Annotated in this window: 22 protein-coding genes; 2 read left to right on the plus strand and 20 right to left on the minus strand. The window is 41.6% G+C overall.

Going from position 1 to position 21162, the window contains the following annotated elements; all coding sequences use genetic code 11:
* Positions 1-2 precede the first annotated feature (2 nt).
* The 18 genes from FAX86_RS14930 to FAX86_RS15015 form a co-directional block, all read right to left on the minus strand.
* Positions 3-512 carry a Rab family GTPase gene (locus tag FAX86_RS14930; RefSeq protein ID WP_144394266.1) on the minus strand — a complete coding sequence of 170 codons (510 nt, stop codon included), beginning with the start codon at positions 510-512 and terminating at the stop codon, positions 3-5.
* A 4-nt stretch (positions 513-516) separates the two neighbouring features.
* Complete coding sequence (locus FAX86_RS14935) at positions 517-2271, minus strand: OmpA family protein (RefSeq protein WP_144394267.1); 1755 nt, start codon at positions 2269-2271, stop codon at positions 517-519.
* Between the two features lies 1 nt (position 2272).
* Positions 2273-2839 carry a hypothetical protein gene (locus tag FAX86_RS14940; RefSeq protein ID WP_144394268.1) on the minus strand — a complete coding sequence of 189 codons (567 nt, stop codon included), beginning with the start codon at positions 2837-2839 and terminating at the stop codon, positions 2273-2275.
* 354 nt (positions 2840-3193) lie between these two features.
* Positions 3194-3682, minus strand: coding sequence for a pilin (locus FAX86_RS14945; RefSeq protein WP_144394269.1), 489 nt, complete (start codon positions 3680-3682; stop codon positions 3194-3196).
* The gene (locus FAX86_RS14950) at positions 3679-4551 is read right to left on the minus strand and encodes a hypothetical protein (protein WP_144394270.1); all 873 of its coding nucleotides are present in this window, start codon (positions 4549-4551) and stop codon (positions 3679-3681) included. The genes FAX86_RS14945 and FAX86_RS14950 overlap by 4 nt, the downstream gene beginning before the upstream one ends.
* 18 nt (positions 4552-4569) lie before the next feature.
* The gene (locus tag FAX86_RS14955; protein ID WP_144394271.1) at positions 4570-4992 is read right to left on the minus strand and encodes a hypothetical protein; all 423 of its coding nucleotides are present in this window, start codon (positions 4990-4992) and stop codon (positions 4570-4572) included.
* Positions 4993-5229: 237 nt separating this feature from the next.
* Positions 5230-7611 carry a DUF1349 domain-containing protein gene (locus tag FAX86_RS14960; RefSeq protein WP_144394272.1) on the minus strand — a complete coding sequence of 794 codons (2382 nt, stop codon included), beginning with the start codon at positions 7609-7611 and terminating at the stop codon, positions 5230-5232.
* A 165-nt stretch (positions 7612-7776) separates the two neighbouring features.
* Positions 7777-9222 (minus strand): lipase family protein, encoded by a 1446-nt coding sequence (locus FAX86_RS14965; protein ID WP_205859220.1) that lies wholly within the window; start codon positions 9220-9222, stop codon positions 7777-7779.
* A gap of 403 nt (positions 9223-9625) precedes the next feature.
* Positions 9626-10135, minus strand: coding sequence for a restriction endonuclease (locus FAX86_RS14970; protein WP_144394274.1), 510 nt, complete (start codon positions 10133-10135; stop codon positions 9626-9628).
* A 107-nt stretch (positions 10136-10242) separates the two neighbouring features.
* The gene (locus tag FAX86_RS14975) at positions 10243-10878 is read right to left on the minus strand and encodes a hypothetical protein (RefSeq protein WP_144394275.1); all 636 of its coding nucleotides are present in this window, start codon (positions 10876-10878) and stop codon (positions 10243-10245) included.
* Positions 10879-11278: 400 nt separating this feature from the next.
* On the minus strand, positions 11279-12205 hold the full coding sequence (locus FAX86_RS14980; RefSeq protein WP_144394276.1) for a sensor domain-containing diguanylate cyclase: 927 nt from the start codon (positions 12203-12205) through the stop codon (positions 11279-11281).
* A 265-nt stretch (positions 12206-12470) separates the two neighbouring features.
* Positions 12471-13175, minus strand: a complete 705-nt coding sequence (locus tag FAX86_RS14985) for a hypothetical protein (RefSeq protein WP_144394277.1) — start codon at positions 13173-13175, stop codon at positions 12471-12473.
* 381 nt (positions 13176-13556) lie between these two features.
* The gene (locus tag FAX86_RS14990) at positions 13557-13898 is read right to left on the minus strand and encodes a zinc ribbon domain-containing protein YjdM (RefSeq protein WP_144394278.1); all 342 of its coding nucleotides are present in this window, start codon (positions 13896-13898) and stop codon (positions 13557-13559) included.
* 167 nt (positions 13899-14065) lie between these two features.
* Positions 14066-14416, minus strand: coding sequence for a TraR/DksA family transcriptional regulator (locus tag FAX86_RS14995; RefSeq protein ID WP_144394279.1), 351 nt, complete (start codon positions 14414-14416; stop codon positions 14066-14068).
* Positions 14416-14745: a YqcC family protein gene (locus FAX86_RS15000; protein WP_144394280.1), complete on the minus strand. Its 330-nt coding sequence runs from the start codon at positions 14743-14745 to the stop codon at positions 14416-14418. The genes FAX86_RS14995 and FAX86_RS15000 overlap by 1 nt, the downstream gene beginning before the upstream one ends.
* 7 nt (positions 14746-14752) lie before the next feature.
* Complete coding sequence (locus FAX86_RS15005; RefSeq protein ID WP_144394281.1) at positions 14753-15292, minus strand: DUF2889 domain-containing protein; 540 nt, start codon at positions 15290-15292, stop codon at positions 14753-14755.
* Positions 15293-15780: 488 nt separating this feature from the next.
* Positions 15781-15966, minus strand: coding sequence for a hypothetical protein (locus FAX86_RS15010; RefSeq protein ID WP_144394282.1), 186 nt, complete (start codon positions 15964-15966; stop codon positions 15781-15783).
* A gap of 247 nt (positions 15967-16213) precedes the next feature.
* Positions 16214-16921 carry a ParA family protein gene (locus FAX86_RS15015; protein WP_144394283.1) on the minus strand — a complete coding sequence of 236 codons (708 nt, stop codon included), beginning with the start codon at positions 16919-16921 and terminating at the stop codon, positions 16214-16216.
* 247 nt (positions 16922-17168) lie between these two features.
* Here FAX86_RS15015 and FAX86_RS15020 point away from each other — a divergent pair, with 247 nt between their 5' ends.
* Both FAX86_RS15020 and FAX86_RS22235 read left to right on the plus strand, forming a co-directional pair.
* Positions 17169-18575: an SLC13 family permease gene (locus tag FAX86_RS15020; protein ID WP_144394284.1), complete on the plus strand. Its 1407-nt coding sequence runs from the start codon at positions 17169-17171 to the stop codon at positions 18573-18575.
* A gap of 68 nt (positions 18576-18643) precedes the next feature.
* Positions 18644-18796 carry a hypothetical protein gene (locus tag FAX86_RS22235; protein WP_164503605.1) on the plus strand — a complete coding sequence of 51 codons (153 nt, stop codon included), beginning with the start codon at positions 18644-18646 and terminating at the stop codon, positions 18794-18796.
* A gap of 70 nt (positions 18797-18866) precedes the next feature.
* On the opposite strand, the gene FAX86_RS15025 is transcribed toward FAX86_RS22235, so the two are convergent.
* Complete coding sequence (locus FAX86_RS15025) at positions 18867-19619, minus strand: enoyl-CoA hydratase (protein ID WP_144394285.1); 753 nt, start codon at positions 19617-19619, stop codon at positions 18867-18869.
* Positions 19620-19636: 17 nt separating this feature from the next.
* On the minus strand, positions 19637-21037 hold the full coding sequence (locus FAX86_RS15030) for a M20/M25/M40 family metallo-hydrolase (protein ID WP_144394286.1): 1401 nt from the start codon (positions 21035-21037) through the stop codon (positions 19637-19639).
* Between the last annotated feature and the right edge of the window lie 125 nt (positions 21038-21162).

Here is a 21162-nt window from a genome sequence, read left to right on the forward strand (position 1 = left end):
TTTTATTCCATAATGGCTGAACCGAGCGTTAACTCAGCCAGTCTTGAGAACGCTTCCTCAACACACTCTCCGGTTTTAGCACTGGTATAAAATATATTTTCTTCGGCTATATTTAAGCGACTTAACTGTCCGTTAGTCAGCGCCCATTGTGATTTTAAGTCACATTTATTCACCACCAAAACAACGGGTGTTTCTGGCATCGAGTTAGTGACTGTGTCCAAAATCTTTTGTGCCGCATCCACGGTATTCTCTCGTGTGCCGTCAATGACCAACAGCATGCCCGATGCGCCCCGTAAATAGGTCGTGTTTAATTCCGTAAACACGTCGACACCTTCGATGTCCCAAATCATCAGTTGAACCATTTCTTGATCCACCTGAACTTGTTTCTTATCAATTTTAACGCCAATGGTTGTGTGGTACTTCTCGCTGAAAATGCTTTCAACAAAACGGCGAACCAGGCTAGTTTTACCCACTGCGAAGGCGCCAACCATAGTTACCTTTTTCGATATCATAAATTCACTCCAAAGATTCGGTAATGATTCGAATATCTACTCGTCGTTGCAAATTATCAGGAACAGTTGATTTGTCTTTTGCTCCCATACCCCAGGTAATAATCAGAGATTCAGTAATACCATTCGCTTTAAACATGTCAGCAATATGCTCGGCCCTGCTTTTGCTGAGCGATAAATTTGCTGTAGTATCGCCCAGAGGATCGGCATACCCCATAATGGCAATCTGATGAATCTTTTGCTTCAACTGGGGTGCCAATTCCGACAGTGCTTTAATATTTTGAATGGTGCTGGTAAGCGCACGAGACTCTTCAGGACTAACCATGACAGAACCCACATCGAAATGAATCGCTGTGTTATTAATGGTTTTTAACAACGAATAAAACTGTGCATAATATTGCGACTCAATCGAAGAACTTAAGATAATCGGCTCATACCTAACAGACTGAAAATGACTGGTAACTAAAGAATCGCTTTTCAATGATTCCACTTGTGCATCTGTTAAAGTCCCGCGAGCCACCAGCACAAAGCCAGCTTCAGCCGTTTCAACCGAAAATTTAGCGGAATACTGCTGTGATAAAATGGAGGCCAACATCGTCGGCGACGATAATTCACTGAGAACATTTTTAAAGGTTAATTGAAATCCTTGCGAATCGATCTGTTGTTGCAACTGCTGAATGGATTTTGCTCCCGGCGCATGAATCACAGCAACCGTTAGTTGATTATCCTCCAATTGATGCTCCAATACTTGATAACCAGGAGTTTCACCAATGGCCGCAATAACCTGAGACACTTTAGATTCCATAATCGCGTTATTCACGCCAGTGACAACACCCCATACTAACAACAATCCAAGTGCAATAATCGAAAACCAGGGAACAGAAGTATCTTCCTCATTAATCGCTTCTTCATGAATTAAAACGGACTCTAAAATATCTTCAACATCAGCAAAGCCTTTGGCTTCACCGTTAAAGGTTTCTAGCGCATCACTATACTTTTCATGGACCTGCTCGGAGACTTCTTGCAGTTGATTCTCAACATCTTGATGCACGACACCACGCACGGCAATAGCGACCACCGCCGAAGGGCCACGCTCAATCAATAAGGTAAAGTCGCCAAACTTAATGGCGTTTAATTTGGAGTCAGCGGAGGTTGACTCGAAAGAGTCGCTAATAAAATCACTGATTGCCGTGAGCATCGCCGACACCATATCTGGATCTTTTTTGATAACTTGATCGGACGATAAACTGGTAATGAGTAAACCGGTTTCTTGATGAATGAGAAAAACCTGCTCCACTTGGTAATGCAGGTTTTGCAAAATTAAATATTCGCCGTACGACATGCCTAATCGCCAGGCTTTAAAACGACCTTTAACCGCGGATAAGGTTAAACTTTGCTTTAACAGGTAATTCAATTTGGCAATCATCTCGGTCAATGCAGAAGCCACCGCTTTACGCACAGCAGGGCCAATAACGGGATAAATCATTTGTGCAAACTGGCGACGGTTATTGTTAACGGCGTGATCGATTGATGATTGAATTAATGGCGAGAATTGTTGAGATAAAGAATCATCTTTGGCATTTCGTTTGGCAACGGCGTCAGGCAATACTTCAGCAACGCGATCGGTTTCGTTGGATTTAATCCGCTCAGTAATTACCGATTCATAATCGTCACCCAGTATTAATGAGCGCAGTTTGCCATAGTCGTCTTGGCCGCTCTCTTTAGCGGGTTGGACGGGCTCCAGTTTGGGTTCGGTTGCCATATCATGCCTGACTTTGATTCAAGTTGGTGGCCATGCTTTCTAACAGCGTCGCCAAGGTTTTTCTATCGGCTTTATTGGAACTCAACTCTTTGGATGTATTATCAATCTTTAAGGTCAGTTGTTTCACTTCTTTATCGAGTGACTTGTATATCTTCTTAGAAATCTGATCCAACTCTTTATGCGCTTCGCTTAAATCGGTTTTGGTGTTTGATTTAAATTCGGTTAAGCGTTTACCAACATCTTGCAACTTTCGTTCGAGACGAGTTTCTTTTTGTGAATGTTCGGTATGAATAGAATCAAGACTGCCTTGAATATCACTTACCGCTGATTTGATTTGCGACTCCAGTTGAGATCCCGTTGACTTGATGAGGTCTTCCATTTTTTTGAGTTGCGTATCCATGTATTTTCGCTGTTGCTCTAACGCCAATTCAAGACGCGCCACGTCTTCACCAAAAAGTAACTTACGAATAGAAGAAAGTTGCTCTACTGGATCTGAGGGCAGTTGTTGCTCAGCGGTTTGATTCGCGCCCTTGATAGAGCTAACACTGGATTTGGATTTGGTCGCCATAATGATATCCCTGATGTTCACGGTTACTAACTGAAAAGCATTCGATCAGGGCGGCATTAGAGAACTTTACACTGTTCATAAATCTTAATCGTCCTGATCCATCAATGATGCCTCTCTGTTAACTATAGTTCACGGATATTCTATATCCATATTTCCATGGTAAGAATATGGATTATCTCACATAAATTTCACTGAACTTTAGTGAAAGACAAGGGCATAACTATAAATAACCTATTAGGAGTTTTTTTGATAACATCGAGACATAAATAAACGTAACCTAGCCGCTTTAATACGTGGTTAAACTGAACGTTGGTCTTAAGCCACCCACCAACAAAAACTCACATAGTTTCAGCTTTATCCTCTTAGGTCTCGACAGGAAGAAGGGATCAATTCCGCTTGAATATCGGTTTTGTTAGCGCCAACCGCTTCCATCCCTTCAGGTGGATTACTGTGACCACATACCCAGGAAAATGGACTCATTGGACTGCCTGTAACAATGATAGGCCGTATCGTTATGACTTTCTCGTTGACTAACTGGTTCACTTTATTACCAAAAGTAACGTGCATTGCCCCCTCTTCCACTTGAATACTGGAAACATAGTTACCCATCAAATATTTTGCTTCAGGTATACCAGCAACTTTATTAGTGGAAGGCCAGTTGCCAGTTTGTTTGTAATACTCTTTAATTAATGGCTTGAGTTCTTCGGTGATACTAAACGCTTCTGTCACTTGAGAACGAATGACATATTGCTGATATCCAGGTAGTGCTATCGATGCCAAGATACCAATAATCGCTACCACCACCATTAATTCTATTAAAGTAAATGCGTTTATTTTTTTCATACCGTGGATCCTAATTTAAAAATGGGCAAGTAAATTGCGACTAGAGCCGAGAATATGTAAGTTACGATCAGTGCAATGACCACGACTTTCAACTGAGACAAATAGTTACGTAATTGCTGTTTTAAGCTTTCCAGATTTTCATTGAGAAATAAATCGATCTCGTCGTTAAGACAATTGAATTGATCCGCAACCTTTAATCGAGGCTGGTTCATTAACAACTCTTGACGATTGGCCACTTGTACCAACAACTCATGGTAACGCTTTATTTGATTTTTGGCCGGTTGAAATAATGGAAACAGAATATAACTCGGCAATTGCAAAAAGTCATGAGACTTCAACTTAAATAAAACCAAAAAGCAATAAATCAAAATTATCGCATTAACAATCAAAATAAATGGCAATGCTTTTGTAATTGCGCTACTGAATTCTGGCATTGTCGCAGAAATTGTAAAAAACATATCGGCAAATGATGGCAAAACATAAATTTCGACAATCGTCATAATGGCGAAACTTAACACCAATAAAAAAGAAACATAACTTAGAAAAGCGAGAAACTCAGATTTGATTTCTGAAATAGACTTAGCACTTAGATTTGAGTACTGATTAATTAACTGAAACTTGGCGGGTTCAATCGACTCAATGGTTTTCTTATGATCAAGCAACATCGATAAAACGGTATTGGGTGCCCATAGTTGTATCGCCTTGCTCCAGGAGCTTGTATTTTTATAGTTCTCAGTTAACTGTTGTATTTCATCGGAAATATCGGTCTCCTCGACATCCTTTAATTTTTGAGTGGCTTCCACTATAGACTTTCCGTCAGCCAATTGCCGCAATAATAACCGAGTGGTCAGCGAACGATTTAATGACATGTATTCCTCGTTAGTTAGTTACTTATTTTTTGCATTTTTGTAGGATGAATCAACATTTTTTATCCAACGATAAGGCCCCAGTGGATAATCTTGATAAACTTCATAGCTAACTGAAGCAGAGTGAAAGCTTTTGCCCATTTTAGTCAGAAACACCAGTGTATTAGGTGTAACATAAGCCGACTCGACTGAATCACTTTGCGCAGCTTGAAGTGCGATTTGTTCATTCATCTCTGCTAAGAAATAAACGTTGTGTTTAGAGTACTGTTGAGCTTTTTGAAGAGCCCAATCTTGCTTCGTAACGGTAAATAAACTATCCACACCTGCCAATGTCGTAGTGAAATAAATGGAAGCAAACTCACGAATTAAAAGGCTTAAGCAGAGAGCAACGCCCAGCATAATCAATAAGAACTCATAGAAAATTTGTTCCAGCCACTGCGTCACTCAGCATCCTTTTTTTAATATTTAGCGGATAGATGTTCGATAATTTTGATAATGTAAAACTACCGTTTAAAAACGATTAACGGCAGTATAGACAATAATAGTCACTTTCGCAGAACTCGGGAACAATGCTTTAATGATTAAATGATGAAATATCATTTTGCAATGAATCAAAACAAAGTTCAGAGCGCTTGCCATAATTTTAGACCGTTCTCTGAACCTTGTTTTCTAAATCATCGATTACTCAGAATTTCCTAACCCAGCAAATGGACTGGTACAATCCGATAAGGTTTGCGGTGGTGTTGGTGCAAACCGAACATAGTCAAACAGAGCTTCGGTATCACTGTCGCTCCAGGCGTGCCCCATGACACCCACTTGAACCGTATCTGGCATTAACTCATGATTAAACGACATGATATTGGACTCACCCACGGCGGGAGCAAAAATTTCGGGTGTTACCGATGATGAATTACGCCAGGTTGTATTGATAAAACCATCCACCGGCGTTTGATTATAGATTCGTTCTTCTCGCCAGGTGTTTTCGCTCTCAGACCAATAGAAAAAGTGAAACGCCGAACCCAATCGACAAACGAGTAAGTATTCTTCGGTACTGACTTGTCGATTTAAAAATAAATTCGACGTTGAGTTGACGGTCTTTTTTATTTCTCGAGCGTAAGAATATTCACCATTTCCTGCTTGCGCGCCCATGTTATACATCACCCAGTTTTCATCATTAACGTGGGTGCCAACCGCATCACGAATGACAAAACCGCCCGCATTGTAACCCACATTAGGTTGGCTGTTATTATCGATTCGACTGACGACACGCAAATGCGTAGCAACGGCAAAATTCCCGGTTACGTTTTTGTAAATCAGAGGACCGTATTCGTCTTCAAACCAGGCGTTCTGGTTAAAGACTTGAGGAATCACCGACAACCAACCATTGGTCATGGTAATTTGATCGGCACGACCGTCTGGCGCATCGAGAATGGACCAGTCGCTGGTGTTATCAGCCAATAGATCCAGGTTGACAGCAAACTCATCATTGAGATCACTTAGGTTGTCCGTATTATCGTTTCCAGTCCCATCGTTTCCAGTCCCATCATCACCCGCTCCATCGTCAACAACATAAGGCGCAATGGGTAACGTACAATCGTCTTCCGTCGCTACTTGCGCAAAACGAGCGTACTCAAACTGAGCTTCAATATCGGCAGGACCCGACCAGGCGTGCGCCGTTATTCCCGCTTGCACTTCATCGGGCATATCATCGCGCTCAAACGTGGCAAGTAACGTCCAGTCGGGATCGTTTTCGACATTTCGGTACAATCGATACGTTGAGTTAATACGACAAATACGCACTTCACCGCGGATGCTTGATGCCTGAGGAAAAATTTGCGTGCTCGAATCGATGGTCGATTCAGCAAGCGAACCGTTCCAACCACCTTGCCGTCCGATGACCAGTAACAACCAATCTTCGTTCAACGATAAATTACTGTCTGGATTACGGACCATAACACCGGCAGCATTATAGTTACTGGTTGGTGCGGATTCGGGATCGCCCGCTCGTCCTACATTGATCGACGCACTGATCACAAAATTTCCAGAAATCGTTTTAAAAAACAAAGGCCCATCTTGACCTTGGTACCACCCTGTATTGGTTGGACGCAAAGTAAATTGTTCCGCGGTTGTGGTATTGGTATCCGCGAGCGTGTATTGCGCAGGACGTGATTCAACTTGATGCAAACGCGTCCAGTTACTTAATTGATCGGCTTGAGTAAATTCATCCGAAATGGACAAGGCACTCAACGGTTCAACCGGATCGGGATCGACGGGATCTTCATTTTGAAAATCGTTGCATTGGGCGGTCGAAACTGGCGTTGCGAATTCTATGAAATCAAATAATGCATTCATATCTGATGGTGACTGATAAGCATTAATGACCATACCCACTTGAACCACACTAGGAATATCAGGTCGCATATAACTGTCGAGTAACAGCCACTCAGTTTCATTACTTAATCGCCGCAATAGTTGATAGTTGTCACCCACACGACATATGCGTAATTCTCCCGTAAAAGTACCAGGCTGATACTGAAAAGGCGTACTGGAATTCGTCGTATTACGCGTTAGTGTTCCGGTTCCCGAACCCTGCTGACCCAAGTCGAGCATGACATAATTTTGCGCACTGTTTGCACTCTGGGGATCGCGAACCATCAGTCCCGCAGAATTATATTGGCTACCAGGCGGAAGACTCGCATTGTTTTCGTTTAGCGCGGCTAACTGTACCGTTACCATAAAGTTACCGGCCAATTCTTTAAACACAAGTGGCGCAACATTATTTAAATACCAGTAACTGGATTCTAAATTAAACTGTAATTGACCATTCGCATTAATCGTTAACTCGGTAATTTGCGAAGGTGTGTTTTCCACCTGATGACGTAAAAGCCATTCAGATAATGTTGTATTATTTTCAAAGTCATCTGACAATACGGATACGTCGCAGTCACTGGATCCTAATGGCTCAGTTAGACAGGCCGTCGTTTGTGCATAACTATTTTGATATAAACAGCCCGCAAGAATTACCCATGTTGTCGTGTTGATGAATAGGTTGAATAGTTTCATAAAATAAACTCCTTTTTCGTCACTTCAATTGGCAGTAACTTTGATTAGCAGTAACTTCAATTAATAGAAATTAAGGAGCGCTCGCTGGTAATGCATCGTACGGAATTACACTGGCTGGTGCGTTCGATAACTTACATTTCTTTAATTCAAATAAATAATTAAACTTTACTTTCTTCCTCGTTTACTTTTCTTACGTTTTTTACTCGCGCTGTTATTGGCTTTACTCATCGACTGATGGGCAACCACCTTGTTTCCATTGGAGTCAGAAGGGTTTGGCTCCCCTTTTATTGGAGGACTAATATTTTTATCAGATTCTTTAACTGTCGTCTCAACCGCTTTTATGTTCTTCGTTGACTCGGTGGAAGAAATTTGATTTAAGGTAGCGGCGTCTGCGTCATCACTTTTTACGGCGGGTACTTTGCTTTGCAATGACAGGTTACGCTTTGAGGTCGTCTCTTCGACTGCAGCAGGATCGCTCGTTGGTGTGTTTGATGTCGACTCACTTGAATTCCAGGGAATATCATTGCGACGGCAGGCAATGACATTCAGTTTTTGACGATAGATAGCAATGGAATGATCAGTAAGAAAAGGTTTAACACGAAAATCGCGACGCCATAATGCGCGCAAGCGATGAATGATACTAACGTAATACAAGAGTTTAACGTGCTGATAATCGCCTTTTGGACAGTTGGTTAAATATTTCATATCACCGCCATGATAATAACCGCCGAATTTCGACAGCAACCAGCGTCGCCAGTCTCGGCCATATCCTGGAATTAAACTCACTAACCAACTGATGGCCGTAATTGCGGTGGCACCCGGCGGCAGCATAGTCACACAATCGGCCGCGTTCACTACTCGGTATAAGGGTGTTTTCATGGTTGAAACCCACTCTTCATCACCAACTCGAGGCGAACCGAAAGTGTAGCAAGCAGCAATACCTCCTTGATGATTGATTCGTTTACTGGCTAATGTAGCTAAAGCACCACCTAAGGAATGACCGGTAATGTATAAAGGTTTCGTTTTATTTTCCGTAGCGTTAAGTGTTTGCTCAAGATCGAGCGCAATTTGATTGTAGGCTTCATTAAAACCTTCATGTATACGACCACCTGAAGGACATGCCATGGTTTCTGCTTTTGCATCGGATTTGATGTCTTTTACGCTAGTCGCTTCGGTACCGCGAAATGCTAACACCAAATGATGATTAAACGACACGAGGATCGCTTGCGTGCCCTTGTGATCAAACACTTTTACTAGCGACATTTTTAACATAGAAAGTTGCGACTCAAGTGATCGCTTTTCTTGATCGGCATCATACGCCAAAGAATTTATCAACTTGCTCAATTTCGATTTTCGCTCGTTTCCAAAAAACTGTTTAACCGCTTCGTCAAAAAGCGCCTGTTGTCGATCCGATTCAAACAAGGGATTAAATTTAAGGTAAGCCAGCTCTGATAAACAAGCCATCAACCAGGCGGTTCGATCGCTGTAAGCCATTCGATATTTAGGAAGACTTTTCTCAATGAGAACATCCGAGCGTTGAATATCTTCCAAGTTATCAAATATTCGAACACTTCCTTTAATATCGTCTTGAATTGTTTTATGGACGTTCACAACAAACACCTCCTTGGTTTTCGAATAGCAACGAATTATCATTCAACGTTAGTGAAGCGGATACCGTCGAGCAAGTGATTTCACTCAATTTATATCTCTTGGAGATTATTTCTGAGCGCAGCACTGAGTAACCTTACTTTCTAATACAAAAATAGATAGACAACAATGACTTTACTAAAGGTTAAAGGCATATAGATTATTGGTACTAAGATTTGATCAAAATATTTCATAAACGAGATTTATGTATCCATTTTTTTCGAATATCTCGACATCTTATTTTAAGAATTGAACGGTTAGAAAGTGAGGCACTAAGTCACTCATTGTGACTTAGCCTTTTTGAAAGCTGACAACAATAATCAGCAAAAATAGTATTGCTCGAAATCCACTTAAGACGCAGGTTTATTTAACTGACTTTACTAGACTCAACCTTGCTCGTCACACTTTTGAGAACACCGAGTAGATCGCTAATCACATCATCTTTCAATGAAAACAAAGTCAGTGTTGAACCTAAGCGTGTTTTGGTAATTTGCGACAAGCGATCACGAGACACCTCTCCCAACCAGTCAACTTTCCGAATTTGTCGATAACCCTCATCGTCTCGTTCAATAAACTGAAACTCTCCCCGATCTTTACCAATTAAATAGTTACGCTTTTGAGGACAATAAGTCACCAGCCAATCATTCTTTTTCATTTCTTGACCAAAGCGGCGAATCATACCAATCGCATTCGCTGTTTTACTCGGCTTTTCATTACCGTAAGTGGCGATATAAGCGGCTTTGCGTTGTTCATCGTTTTCAAATTGATCAAGCGGACCTAAGTTATTCCACCCCACTGCGACGTAATTATTATCTTTAAATTCATTAAAGTATTTTCCGCCTTTGCCAGCGCGTACCATCCAACCATTTATCATCATATTTTATCTACTGCTTTTTGAGTTACGTTTAAAAACTACCGAATTAGACGATTATTCGTTTTCACTCCTTTGAGTCGATAATTAGCTATCTAAGTCAATGATTCGAATTACACATTAGGTTTAATTGGAGCATTTCTCATTATAAGAACACTCAAAATAATTATTAAAAATAAGCCAACAGAAAGTAACACCCACCCTTCATTTTTTACGAGAAAGGTATTCAAGCTTTGAGAGGACAATCTTATGGGATCACTATTTTCTCCCAAACGGACTTCTAACTCTGTCTCTTTTGAACCGAGTATTTCAATAATAAAGCGGTCGCCTGGTTGAGCCGTGATATTGTGAAAAACTGCCGAGTTTTTATTACAGGTATTTTCTTTCTCAGAAACCATGGCTGGTGCGATCGCACTGATGTGCGAGCCATAAATAACCCCTTGTTGGGCATTAATAATTAAGCTCACATCTTTAAATAAGGTATTGCTGGTTAAATTTTCTATATGATAAGTAAATCGCTGAGCTGAAGCGTTTTTGTCCATTACAACCTGACAACTAAGCATCATGTTTTTATGGGGAACCGACTGATTTTCTTCATAAATTAAAACAGGTTGATCCAACACTCGATCAACCATATGAGTGATTACCCAGGACAGTCCGGCAAAAATAAGCGGAATAAATACTGCTGCTCGAGTTTCCATTACATTACCATTAAACAATGCGATAAAAGTCGTACCTATTAAATTCAATCAAAGATCGTATTACTAAAAACGCAATATTAAATCTTTGATGAAAAATCTTAAGATTCTTTCTAGTGTTTGACTTTATCAATCAATAATATTAACTAACAGTAACTCCGATTCTCGCAGAATTACTATTTTACTCATTCTATCTATAGGCAAAAATTTAGGTTTAACTTAGGTCATGAGTCATTAAGAGGCTGACTTAGATCGGGTGTAATAATACCGTAACGTTTTAATGGATGAAATGTTTTGTTGAAAGACTTAACAAATAATCGCAAATATCAAACATATGGCTCTCATTGTATAGACGACTTATCAGAAACCGATCTTGAATTTAGAGAAAATTAGTACTACTCAATTAACCTTCATAAAGAGAATTTGGAAAAGCATCTTTCCTATCGAAACATTAAGCAAAGAAACAAATTTGATTTCGGCCTTGTTCTTTTGCTCGATACAATGCAACATCGGCATCGCGGTAGGCTTGTTTTGACGTCAGTTTTTCCTTTCCATCGATCGCTCGAATACCAGCGGATACAGTGCATGCAAACCCTCCATATATTCGCCAAAGTTTTTGAATTTTTTCGCTTAATTCTTGCACTGGTTGAACTTCATCTTTTTGGTCAGCCGTTAAAATGACGGCAAATTCATCACCGCCTAAACGAAAACAAAAATCGGAGGGACGTCGGAAAGTCTTTTTGAGCTGCTTAGAAAACTGAATTAACAACTCATCACCTTTCACATGACCGTATTTATCGTTGTATTTTTTAAAACCATCAAGGTCAAGTAAGACAAACAATAATGCACGTTTATCTCGCTTTGCGCGTTTCAACTCATTATTAAAACAGACATCCAAAAATCGACGATTGTACAGTTCCGTCAAAGAATCGTGCTGAACATCGTACTCCAGTTTTTTTAAATGAGTAATATCAAAAGACACCGCGCAAGTCCCAATCAAATTGTCATTGCCATCCAGTAATCGAAACTTTGCCGTTTGATAAATATGCCAACTGCCATCCGCATGCTCAACTTCTTCTTCGACTAAAATAGCCTCCTTTGATTTTTGGGCTTTCAGATCATTATTCCACAGCTGCTCAGCAACCGCTTGTGGAAATAAGTCGAATACATTCTTGTTAATATAATCTCTTGGGATGGGTCCTTTAAGAGTCGTAAAATGATCGCTGGTAAATAAAATATTGCCTTGTGTATCTTTTGCTGATATCAAAATTGGCGCATGTTTAAGAATGGCCTGCATAACGCAGGTTTGCGTATCGGAAAGAACAGTATTGACTGACGAGCTTGCTTTTCGATTTGATTGCTTTTTATCGGTTCCCATTCAATCCGGCCAACTCAGATGTAAAGGATGAACAAAGTATAGAAGCCAGCGGAACAGACCGCAAAAGAAAGAACGCAATGTGTGCTCTTCAAGATGTAACGAAACAACGTGGCCTGAGAAATAAAAAAGCTTTGCTCCAAAGACTGAAACAAAGCTTTTTAAAAACCCGGATTATCAACTCTCTACGATTTATCGATATTCAGTGATTTATCGATAGACAGTGACTTTTCCAAAATAAACTCTTCTACGGTTAATCTACCAATAATTAATCGCTGGATTTTTGGCTCACCGATTGCCCTGCTGAATCAGAGGATAACAAAGCTCTTTGTTGACGCATGGTTTTTCGCATGGTCGCCATATAAGGCGATTCTGCCGGAACTTCTAATTCACTTAGTAGATCTTTAGCAAATTCATTCGCGTCGGGTAATTCAGCCGATCCATCACCTTTAAAGAAGCTGAAGCGGAATTTGACGAATTTATCTTTACGCGTAAAAACATAAGCATGGGAAATCAAAACTTCACCATCGCGGTCGGTAAACTCAAAGGTCGCTTTTGCGCCTTTAGCGTCACCCAGCTGAACCGAGTCTTGTTGAATATCACGCATCTTATTGATATAGCCGTGCTTTTCAGCAAGACGAATTTCCTGTAACGCTCGCGTTAACTCTTCTTTGGCAACTCTTTGACTATCACTCCAGTCACTTTCAGCGATGGGATAAACAAACACGTCAAATCGATCATCGGGATAATACAAATACTCATAACGTAAATGAGTGCCCCACATTGGGTTTTCAAAAATTTGTTGATCCAGGAAGTGAAGTGATTCCGTCGCTTTAGGATACGTTAATTGATTTTTATAATCACTCGACTTTAAATTTGATGCTATTTTTGAGCCCGAAAGCGAAACACTTTCTGTTTGAGCCGCACACCCATTGAGCAATATAAATAGGATACACGTCGTTATACTACGCATGCGATAATCCCTCTTTTTAATGTCATTTTGCCAGTCTCTGGCTAATCTGAATTTGTTATCTCACAAGGCGTAAACAAGTAATCATTAGTTGTTTCCAACATTTTTTGACGAAAATTCGTCAAAAACGATGACACGCTGAAAGCACATCTTGCCACGCGGGCGGAATTATCTCAGATATAGAAAGATAACCAAGAGGCAGTTGCGATCATAAATTAAAAAGTGTGATGTAGACACACTAAATCCGGTCCGACCTCGTGAATAAAAAACAGCCTTGTTTAATTATTAATCAGTTTTTACGCTGGTTCTGCCGCAGAATAGAAACGATAAATTATTGAGCAAACTAGTTGGCCGTTTTTAATTCCAAAACGGCCTCGTTCGAATCTAGGCTTTTTTAACAAATTCCGATTTCAACATCATATTTCCAGCACCATCCACCTTACAGTCAAGATCATGATCGCCCTCAACCAAGCGTTTAACTACCGCTTTAGTCCCTACTTTAAGGGTGGTGGAAGTCCCCTTCACTTTTAAGTCTTTGATTAAAGTGATCTTATCGCCTTCCGACAAAGGATTACCATTACTGTCCTTAATGACCAGCGTATCTTCGTCCGAAGGGTCTGCTTTTGGGTCCCACTCGTGGCCACATTCTGGACAGATCAGCATCGAGCGATCTTCGTAAGCGTATTGAGATTGGCATTTCGGACAAGGAGGTAATGTATCAGTCATGAGAAGTTTCTTTAATAGTCATTTAATAAGTGTGGGATTATAGCCGGTTTGCTATGGGCAATAAACTGATGGATGACGGTTATCAAAACCCCAAATTACCCTATCGAGTTTTCAGGATGCTATTGGTTAAAAATAGTACCCATGAAGGTCAAAACAGAATAAAAAACCTAACGCTCTTGCTTTTCCATGCATTGAATACAAAACTCCGCTTCCGGCATGATTTCAAGTCGTGACACAGTAATTGGCTCGCCACACTCCATACAAAATCCATAATCGTCATCTTCAATTCGATTGAGCGCTTTAATCACATTAAGAAAGCGTTGTTTATCACGGGCCAATCCCGCTTTTGCCATTTCTTGTTGTTGAAGCGCATCACCTCTTGAAACTCGCCCTGTTTTCGTTTGGTCAAGCTCTACCGTTTCGGCAGAATCTTGTGCTAACTCAATCGATTGCTGCAACTCTTGTTTCAGTTCGAGTAACTCTTGCTTAAATTGTTCAATGTGTTGTTCGGTAACCATTAAATTAACCGTCCGGATAAGTGATCGATTTTCTGGATGAGGGTAAGTAGGAAAGATGTATTTTCGTCTCGCTGCTTCAACACCTCTTCCGCAACAGGATGAATATTGGCTTTTGCGGGCAATCGGTGTTTTTTCTCGGACAGCAATATTAGTTTAGGGATTAAAACAAACTGCAACCATTGTTCGAACTCAAGCGTATCAATGCAAAAAGGCAGACTGCTATTTAATGCTTGCTCATCAGGAGTCTGTTCCGCCCAATATCCCAATTGCTTTAATTCATGAATTAATTCCGCAATAACATTATCGAGTAGTTGATAAGGATCCGTCATATTCATTCTATTTACGATATTCAGGAAAATGTTTTTGAATGACCTCGCCGTCGGAAGCAAATCCTTGACACTGATCAACAATGGAAGAATGTATTATTTTCGGCCCCTCTGAATCTTTAATTCGATAAGGGTGAACCGTTTGATACGCTGTGGTTGCGATAACTTTTAGCATTTCAATTAAATGTGTGCAGCCTTGCGTACCACCCAGCTCGTGATTCACTTGTTTAATCCATCCTTTACCAATTGAAATGCCAATTAATTGTTCCATTCGCGGTGGTACTTTACGACACAATTGGAAAGGTGCCGCATCCATGTTGGCGTTAATATTTTTGATCTCAAAAGCGTCATTAATGGTTACACATAACATCATGTTGTGGACTGGCTCGCCTTCGTTTAAGGTACCCCTCTCAAGAGTTTGAAAGGGATAATCTTTCGTATCAATTAGGTGGGCTTCTATGTCCCATAAATCATCGCTTCGCAAATAGCCGACACATTCGATACGCCGGTGATGGACAGATTTTCGAGTAACCGCTTGTGACATACTCATACAACTCTAGCTTGCTGGAAATTAGAACCTGTTGAAGCTAATCGGCTTACTGATCAATTATCAACTAAGACAAAAAATCACATCTTTCCGATCTATTTAATTATAAACAGCCTATTCCAGTAATCACTTATTTGAATAATCTTTTAACTGTAACACAAATAAAAATTATTGAATAATTTACACTTGCTTACATCCTTACATACAATGACATCCGATTTATTTATATTCTTACTACGCATTCTGAGAAGTGTTATGCTTTTCTTAATCAGAAGACCCCAATTTTCCCGACCTTCCCGGTCGGGCTTTCTTTTTTACATTCTCATTTAATGAAACTTAAATCGACGATCCTTTTATGCACATCTAATAAAGGCTCACAATCATTGAAACGTAATGAACAACGATTAACGAAATAATTTGGGCAAGTTAACAAAGCCATACCGTAAACGATAATAAGATTATTGAGAATACGATAAAACGATTCACTGGAGTTATTGATTCTCTGTTGAAGTAACTTCTCCTCTCGGCACAACTAAAAAAAGTGGCTGGCTGTTAAATGGCAATAATGCGGATAATTGAATATAGCTCCATTCTGAATGAATGGAGAGACCGGTTAAAATAAGTGAGATCCACAAAAAACTTCGGTAGATCCAACCTTTGCTGAGATGCGATCGCATAACCCTCTCCTTCTGCGATTCTTACATACTGCTTGAGTTCTCGATGCTGATTGTTACTTATCAACGACTTTTTAACAGCTCACTTTATTTCAAATTAGAATACTACAAAAATGAGATACGCGTTAGATTGACATTGCTATTCAATAACGTCTATTAGAATGAAAAAATATGTCTCCGTTAACGATATGTTTTCATTAATGAATTAGACGATTGCAATAACAAAAAAGTTGGCTTTTTTGAAAAATTTCTAACTACGGCTGAATTGAATGATGTCTTTGCGCTTTTTAAGATTATTATCTGGACATTTTTTTAAAAGCCGCTGAACAACCGAAAACAGTGACCAAATTTCTGCTCTTGCCACAGTATCCGGCCATTCGTAAACAGACAGTCCTTCCGCAAAAGAATCCAGATAGGCAACACGTTGTGTTAGTTGGCACGCGAAAGGTTTTACCTGGCTGCCTTTTCTAACTTCTTCGATTAAATATTCTGACGAGCGCACACGTTTACGAACACGCGTCCAACAAAGTCGTGACTCTGCTTTGGGATTAATGGATTTGCTTTCACCAATTAATGCGTCCATTTGTTCAAACGACCAAACTTCAACTGGCGATGGCGCCATAGGAATGAGCACCAAACCCGATACGGCTGTCATGGTACGCGTCATTGGATTAATGTGAGGTGGACCATCGAGTAGAATATAACTGAAATTTTTTTCTTCTTTTTCCAACAGGTTGAGCAGCTCTGAGGGTTTATCGGCTTTCATCACCGTTAACCCGGTTTCTTCATAAATATCTTCTCTAACCTTGTGCCAGGCTAACAGAGAATTTTGAGGAGGATCACAATCAATAACCAAAGTGTCACCAACGTCCCCAAAGGTTGTCGCTAAATTAGCGCACAAGGTGCTTTTGCCGACACCACCTTTCGCTTGAGCTATTGCGATAACTTTTGCAGACATAAGACTCGCTTTCGTTAATTAGTTAACATTAATTATAGATTCTAATTGCAATCTGTTGATTATTTTGGCCTTTTTTTTATATATGGTCAAATTCCATACAAATATTTATTTTTCACCCAAGTTCTGTCACTTTCAACGACCATCTAACTCAACCAAGATTCAACGGCAACAATCCTTGACATTTATTCGGAATTTCAACATCTTACTGCATCCAGTTTAGACTATTTCACAATATCAACAAGCGCTCATGACTGAACAATTGACAACTGATCCATCCTCCTCCGCCGTAAAAAAACACGCTCTATGGCTTGGTCCCACACTCGCACTCACTATTGGGACGCTTTCGGCCGTTTCAGGACTGGCGCCTGCTGCTGCAATTACTCTGGCCATTACACTTTGGTGCGCTATTTGGTGGATTACGGAGCCCGTACCCATCGCAGCCACCAGTTTGCTACCACTGGCGTTGTTTCCGTTATTCGGAATTCTCAATTCGACACAAGTGGCGCAATCTTACGGCCATACCTTGATTCTGCTGCTAATGGGCGGGTTTATGTTGTCAAAGGCGATGGAAAAGTCGGGAACCCACCGGCGCATCGCCTTGCAAATGATTCATTTATTTGGCGCACACTCTAGCGGTCGTGTTCTGCTCGGATTTATGGTCGCCTCAGCGGTTCTCAGTATGTGGATTTCAAATACAGCGACGACACTCATGCTACTGCCGGTTGCACTGGCCGTGTTAGAAAAAAATCGCGATACGGCGCTGGTTCCAGCTCTATTACTGGGTACGGCCTATGCCGCTTCCATTGGCGGCATTGGTACGCCGATCGGAACGCCGCCCAACATGTTATTTCGCGGCGTTTATGAAGAAGCAACGGGCACTACGGTGAGTTTTACTCAATGGATGATTTGGGCAGTGCCCGTTGTTGTCATTATGATTCCCCTGGCCTGGCTTTGGCTTAAACGGGGGCTATCGACGTCTAATAATCTGGAAGTACCGCATCCTGGTCAATGGCGCACCGAAGAAAAGCGTGTTCTGGCTGTTTTTTCAGTCACAGCGTTACTCTGGATTACCCGAAATGAGCCCTTTGGCGGTTGGAGCACCTGGTTAGATATTCCCACAGCTAATGACGCCAGCGTCGCACTGGCAGCCGCCGCTTTGATGTTTATGCTACCGAATGGCAAAGGCGAGCGCCTGCTCGATTGGCCAACAGCCAATAAAATCCCGTGGGGTGTTTTAATTTTATTCGGCGGCGGTATTTGCATTGCCAAAGCCTTTGAGCAATCAGGACTTAGCCAGTTAGCGGGCGAGCGACTGGCGATTCTGACGGAATATCCGGTACTCATCGTTATCCCATTGATTTGTTTATTTGTGACTTTTGTTACCGAAGTGACGAGTAATACAGCCACCACCACGCTCTTAATGCCAATTTTGGCGGCAGCGGGCATTGCAGCTGGCATTGACCCGGCCATTCTCATGGTTCCAGCGGCGATGAGTGCGAGCTGTGCCTTTATGTTGCCGGTCGCAACAGCGCCCAATGCGGTTGTTTTTGGCAGTGAAAAGCTAACTGTAAAGGAAATGTCAAAAAAAGGTGTTATCCTTAATCTTATAGGTGTCGTAGTTATCAGTATGGGTAGCATAATTTTGGTAACCTAGATACACTGACTAATTGGCTCTGAGAAGCCAAAGGTTACGGAAAAGTAGTTAGACGATAAGGATGAAATATGAACACAAAACAGTTAAAACTACGTACGGCAGGTAAATCTGCCAAATCGATGTGCGGCGATTTTCTATTCCGCAGAAACAGACGAGGCGCTGTTGACACTCTGACCGACGCGGCTGCAAAAATCAGTCGAAGCAAGGTTTCAGAGAAATAGCCTCAACAATCTACCTTTAAAGGAGAGCGGCCAGATAATCTGGCCGTTTTGATTTCTGAGATTTAAAAATCTATTTTGCTTTGCTTAAAAACGCTTTGAATGCAGCTTGTGCAGCATCGCTATTGATTAAGCGTTTAAAAACGTCACCTTCAACTTCCATATGATCACGCACCGATTCTGATGGTGTTCTCATCAAACGACGCGTTTCGATAACTGACTCAATCGGCAGTTTGAGCAGTTTTTGTGTCCATTCACTCAACGTTGCTTCAACATCGTCGGCAGTTTCGACAGCCCGATTAATCAATCCCGCTGATTCGGCTGCTTTGGCATCAAAACGATCACCCAGCATTAACCACTCCGCTGCTTTTTTAGCGCCACATTGACGGGGTAACAACAAACTCGACCCGGCCTCTGGGCATAATCCGAGAGAGGCAAAGGGTAATGCGAAAACCGTTGATTGCGAAGCAACCACCAAGTCACAATGCAGTAATAAGGTGGTGCCAACGCCAACCGCCGGACCATTCACGCCGGCAATGATCGGTTTACGACACGCTTCAATGGCGAATAGAAATTGCCACACAGGATTGTCATTCGAATGCGGTGGATTCTCCAAAAAGTCTTTTAAGTCGTTGCCCGCACAAAAGGCCGAGTCTGATCCTTTAATCACGACCAAATGAATAGTGTCGTCTTCGGATGCTTTAACCAGTCCATCTGCCAGCGCTTGATACATATCGGCGGTAATGGCGTTTTTCTTCTCTGGTCGATCAAACGTCAAAGTTAATACTTTGTCATCTAGGGTGGTGTTAATGCCACAATCGCTCATGCGTAAAATTCCTCAATTTAGTAGGTCAAACCAAAACCAAAATTACCTTCAACTGATGACACAGCAAAAGTAAAAGCGGCCCAAGCTGCCAGGTTTTGCTGGAGATGTTTTGGATTAACCTTATCCAAAGTATCGTTAGCCGTATGATGTAAATCGAAATAATCGGTGCCGTCCTGACGCAACGAGAAAGTACTCATGCCAAGCCCACGCAACGGCCACAAATCGGGGCCACTGGTTGACTTGGGATTTCCTTTCTTGATACCCAGCGGTTTCAACAAGGTTGCCAACTGATCCACCACTGGCTCGTTCTCATCACTGGAAGTCCAATCAAAAGACCATATGGGGCCAGCACCAAAGTCCGACTCAGCGCCGGTGATGTGTTGTTTCATTTCATCTTTGTGAGCCGCAGCGTAAGCTTTAGCACCATGCAGACCTTGTTCTTCATTACCCCACAGGATCACGCGTATAGTCCGTTTTGGTCGAACGCCGGCATCAGCAATTAATTTAGCAGCCGCCATAGTCAGCGCGACACCCGCACCGTCATCAACAGCGCCTGTTCCTAAGTCCCAGGAATCAAGATGGCCACCAATGACAACCACCTCTTCAGGATATTTACTGCCAGTAATTTCGCCGATCACGTTGTAAGACGTGTAGGTTTCACCCGAACGAGAGGTCAATGTTAACCCAACTTCGACCGAACCGCGTTTTAGCATGTTCATCATTAAATCAGCGTCGGGATTGGACATGGCAGCGGCTGGAATTTGAGGAACCCCTTCTAGGTAATTCATATTTCCGGTGTGAGGTAAGCGATCGTGATCGGTGCCAATGGAGCGGATAATAATGGCTTTCGCTCCTTTTTTACCGGCTTCTGATGCTCCACGGCTACGCGAGATCACCGCTTTACCATAAGTCCGGCCATCCCGTGATTTTTCCATCTTATAACTGATGAAAACAATTTTACCTTCAACTTCTCCCCGCTCGGCCTTTTGCAAATCTTCAAATGTATTAAAGTGAGCAATCTCTCCGCGAATCCCCTCTTCACCCGTTCCGACACTATTTCCTAATGCGGTAACCATGATTGGCTGAGGAAAAGGAGCCAATATTTCGGCCGTTTCGGTACCACGATGCCACGCCGTAAAAGTAACTGGCTCTTTGTACACTTTATCAAACTTAAGCGTTTTAAATTTGTCCATCGCCCAAGCGACCGCACGAGCATCACCTGGTGTTCCTGCCATTCGAGGACCGACTTCGGTCGTTAAAGACTCTAATATCTCATAAGCTAAATCGCTTTTTTTCGCAGCATCTCTTAACTTTGCCGCATGCGCCATTTCTTTTTCTGTGAGCTTTCCGGCCGCCAAAACAGGAATGGCATTTAGCATAATGACCGCAAAGACAATGTGTGTAATTAATTTTTTCATATTATTCTCCACCAAACGCAGGACGAAGATTATCAAATACCTTGGGGTGTTGTAAGATGTGATGCAAACAAAGTTACACAATAGTTCGAACAACTAGAATCAATCACTAACCAGCTCGATGACAA

Source organism: Pleionea sediminis (genome assembly GCF_007570825.1).
Taxonomy (GTDB): Bacteria; Pseudomonadota; Gammaproteobacteria; order Enterobacterales; family Kangiellaceae; genus Pleionea; species Pleionea sediminis.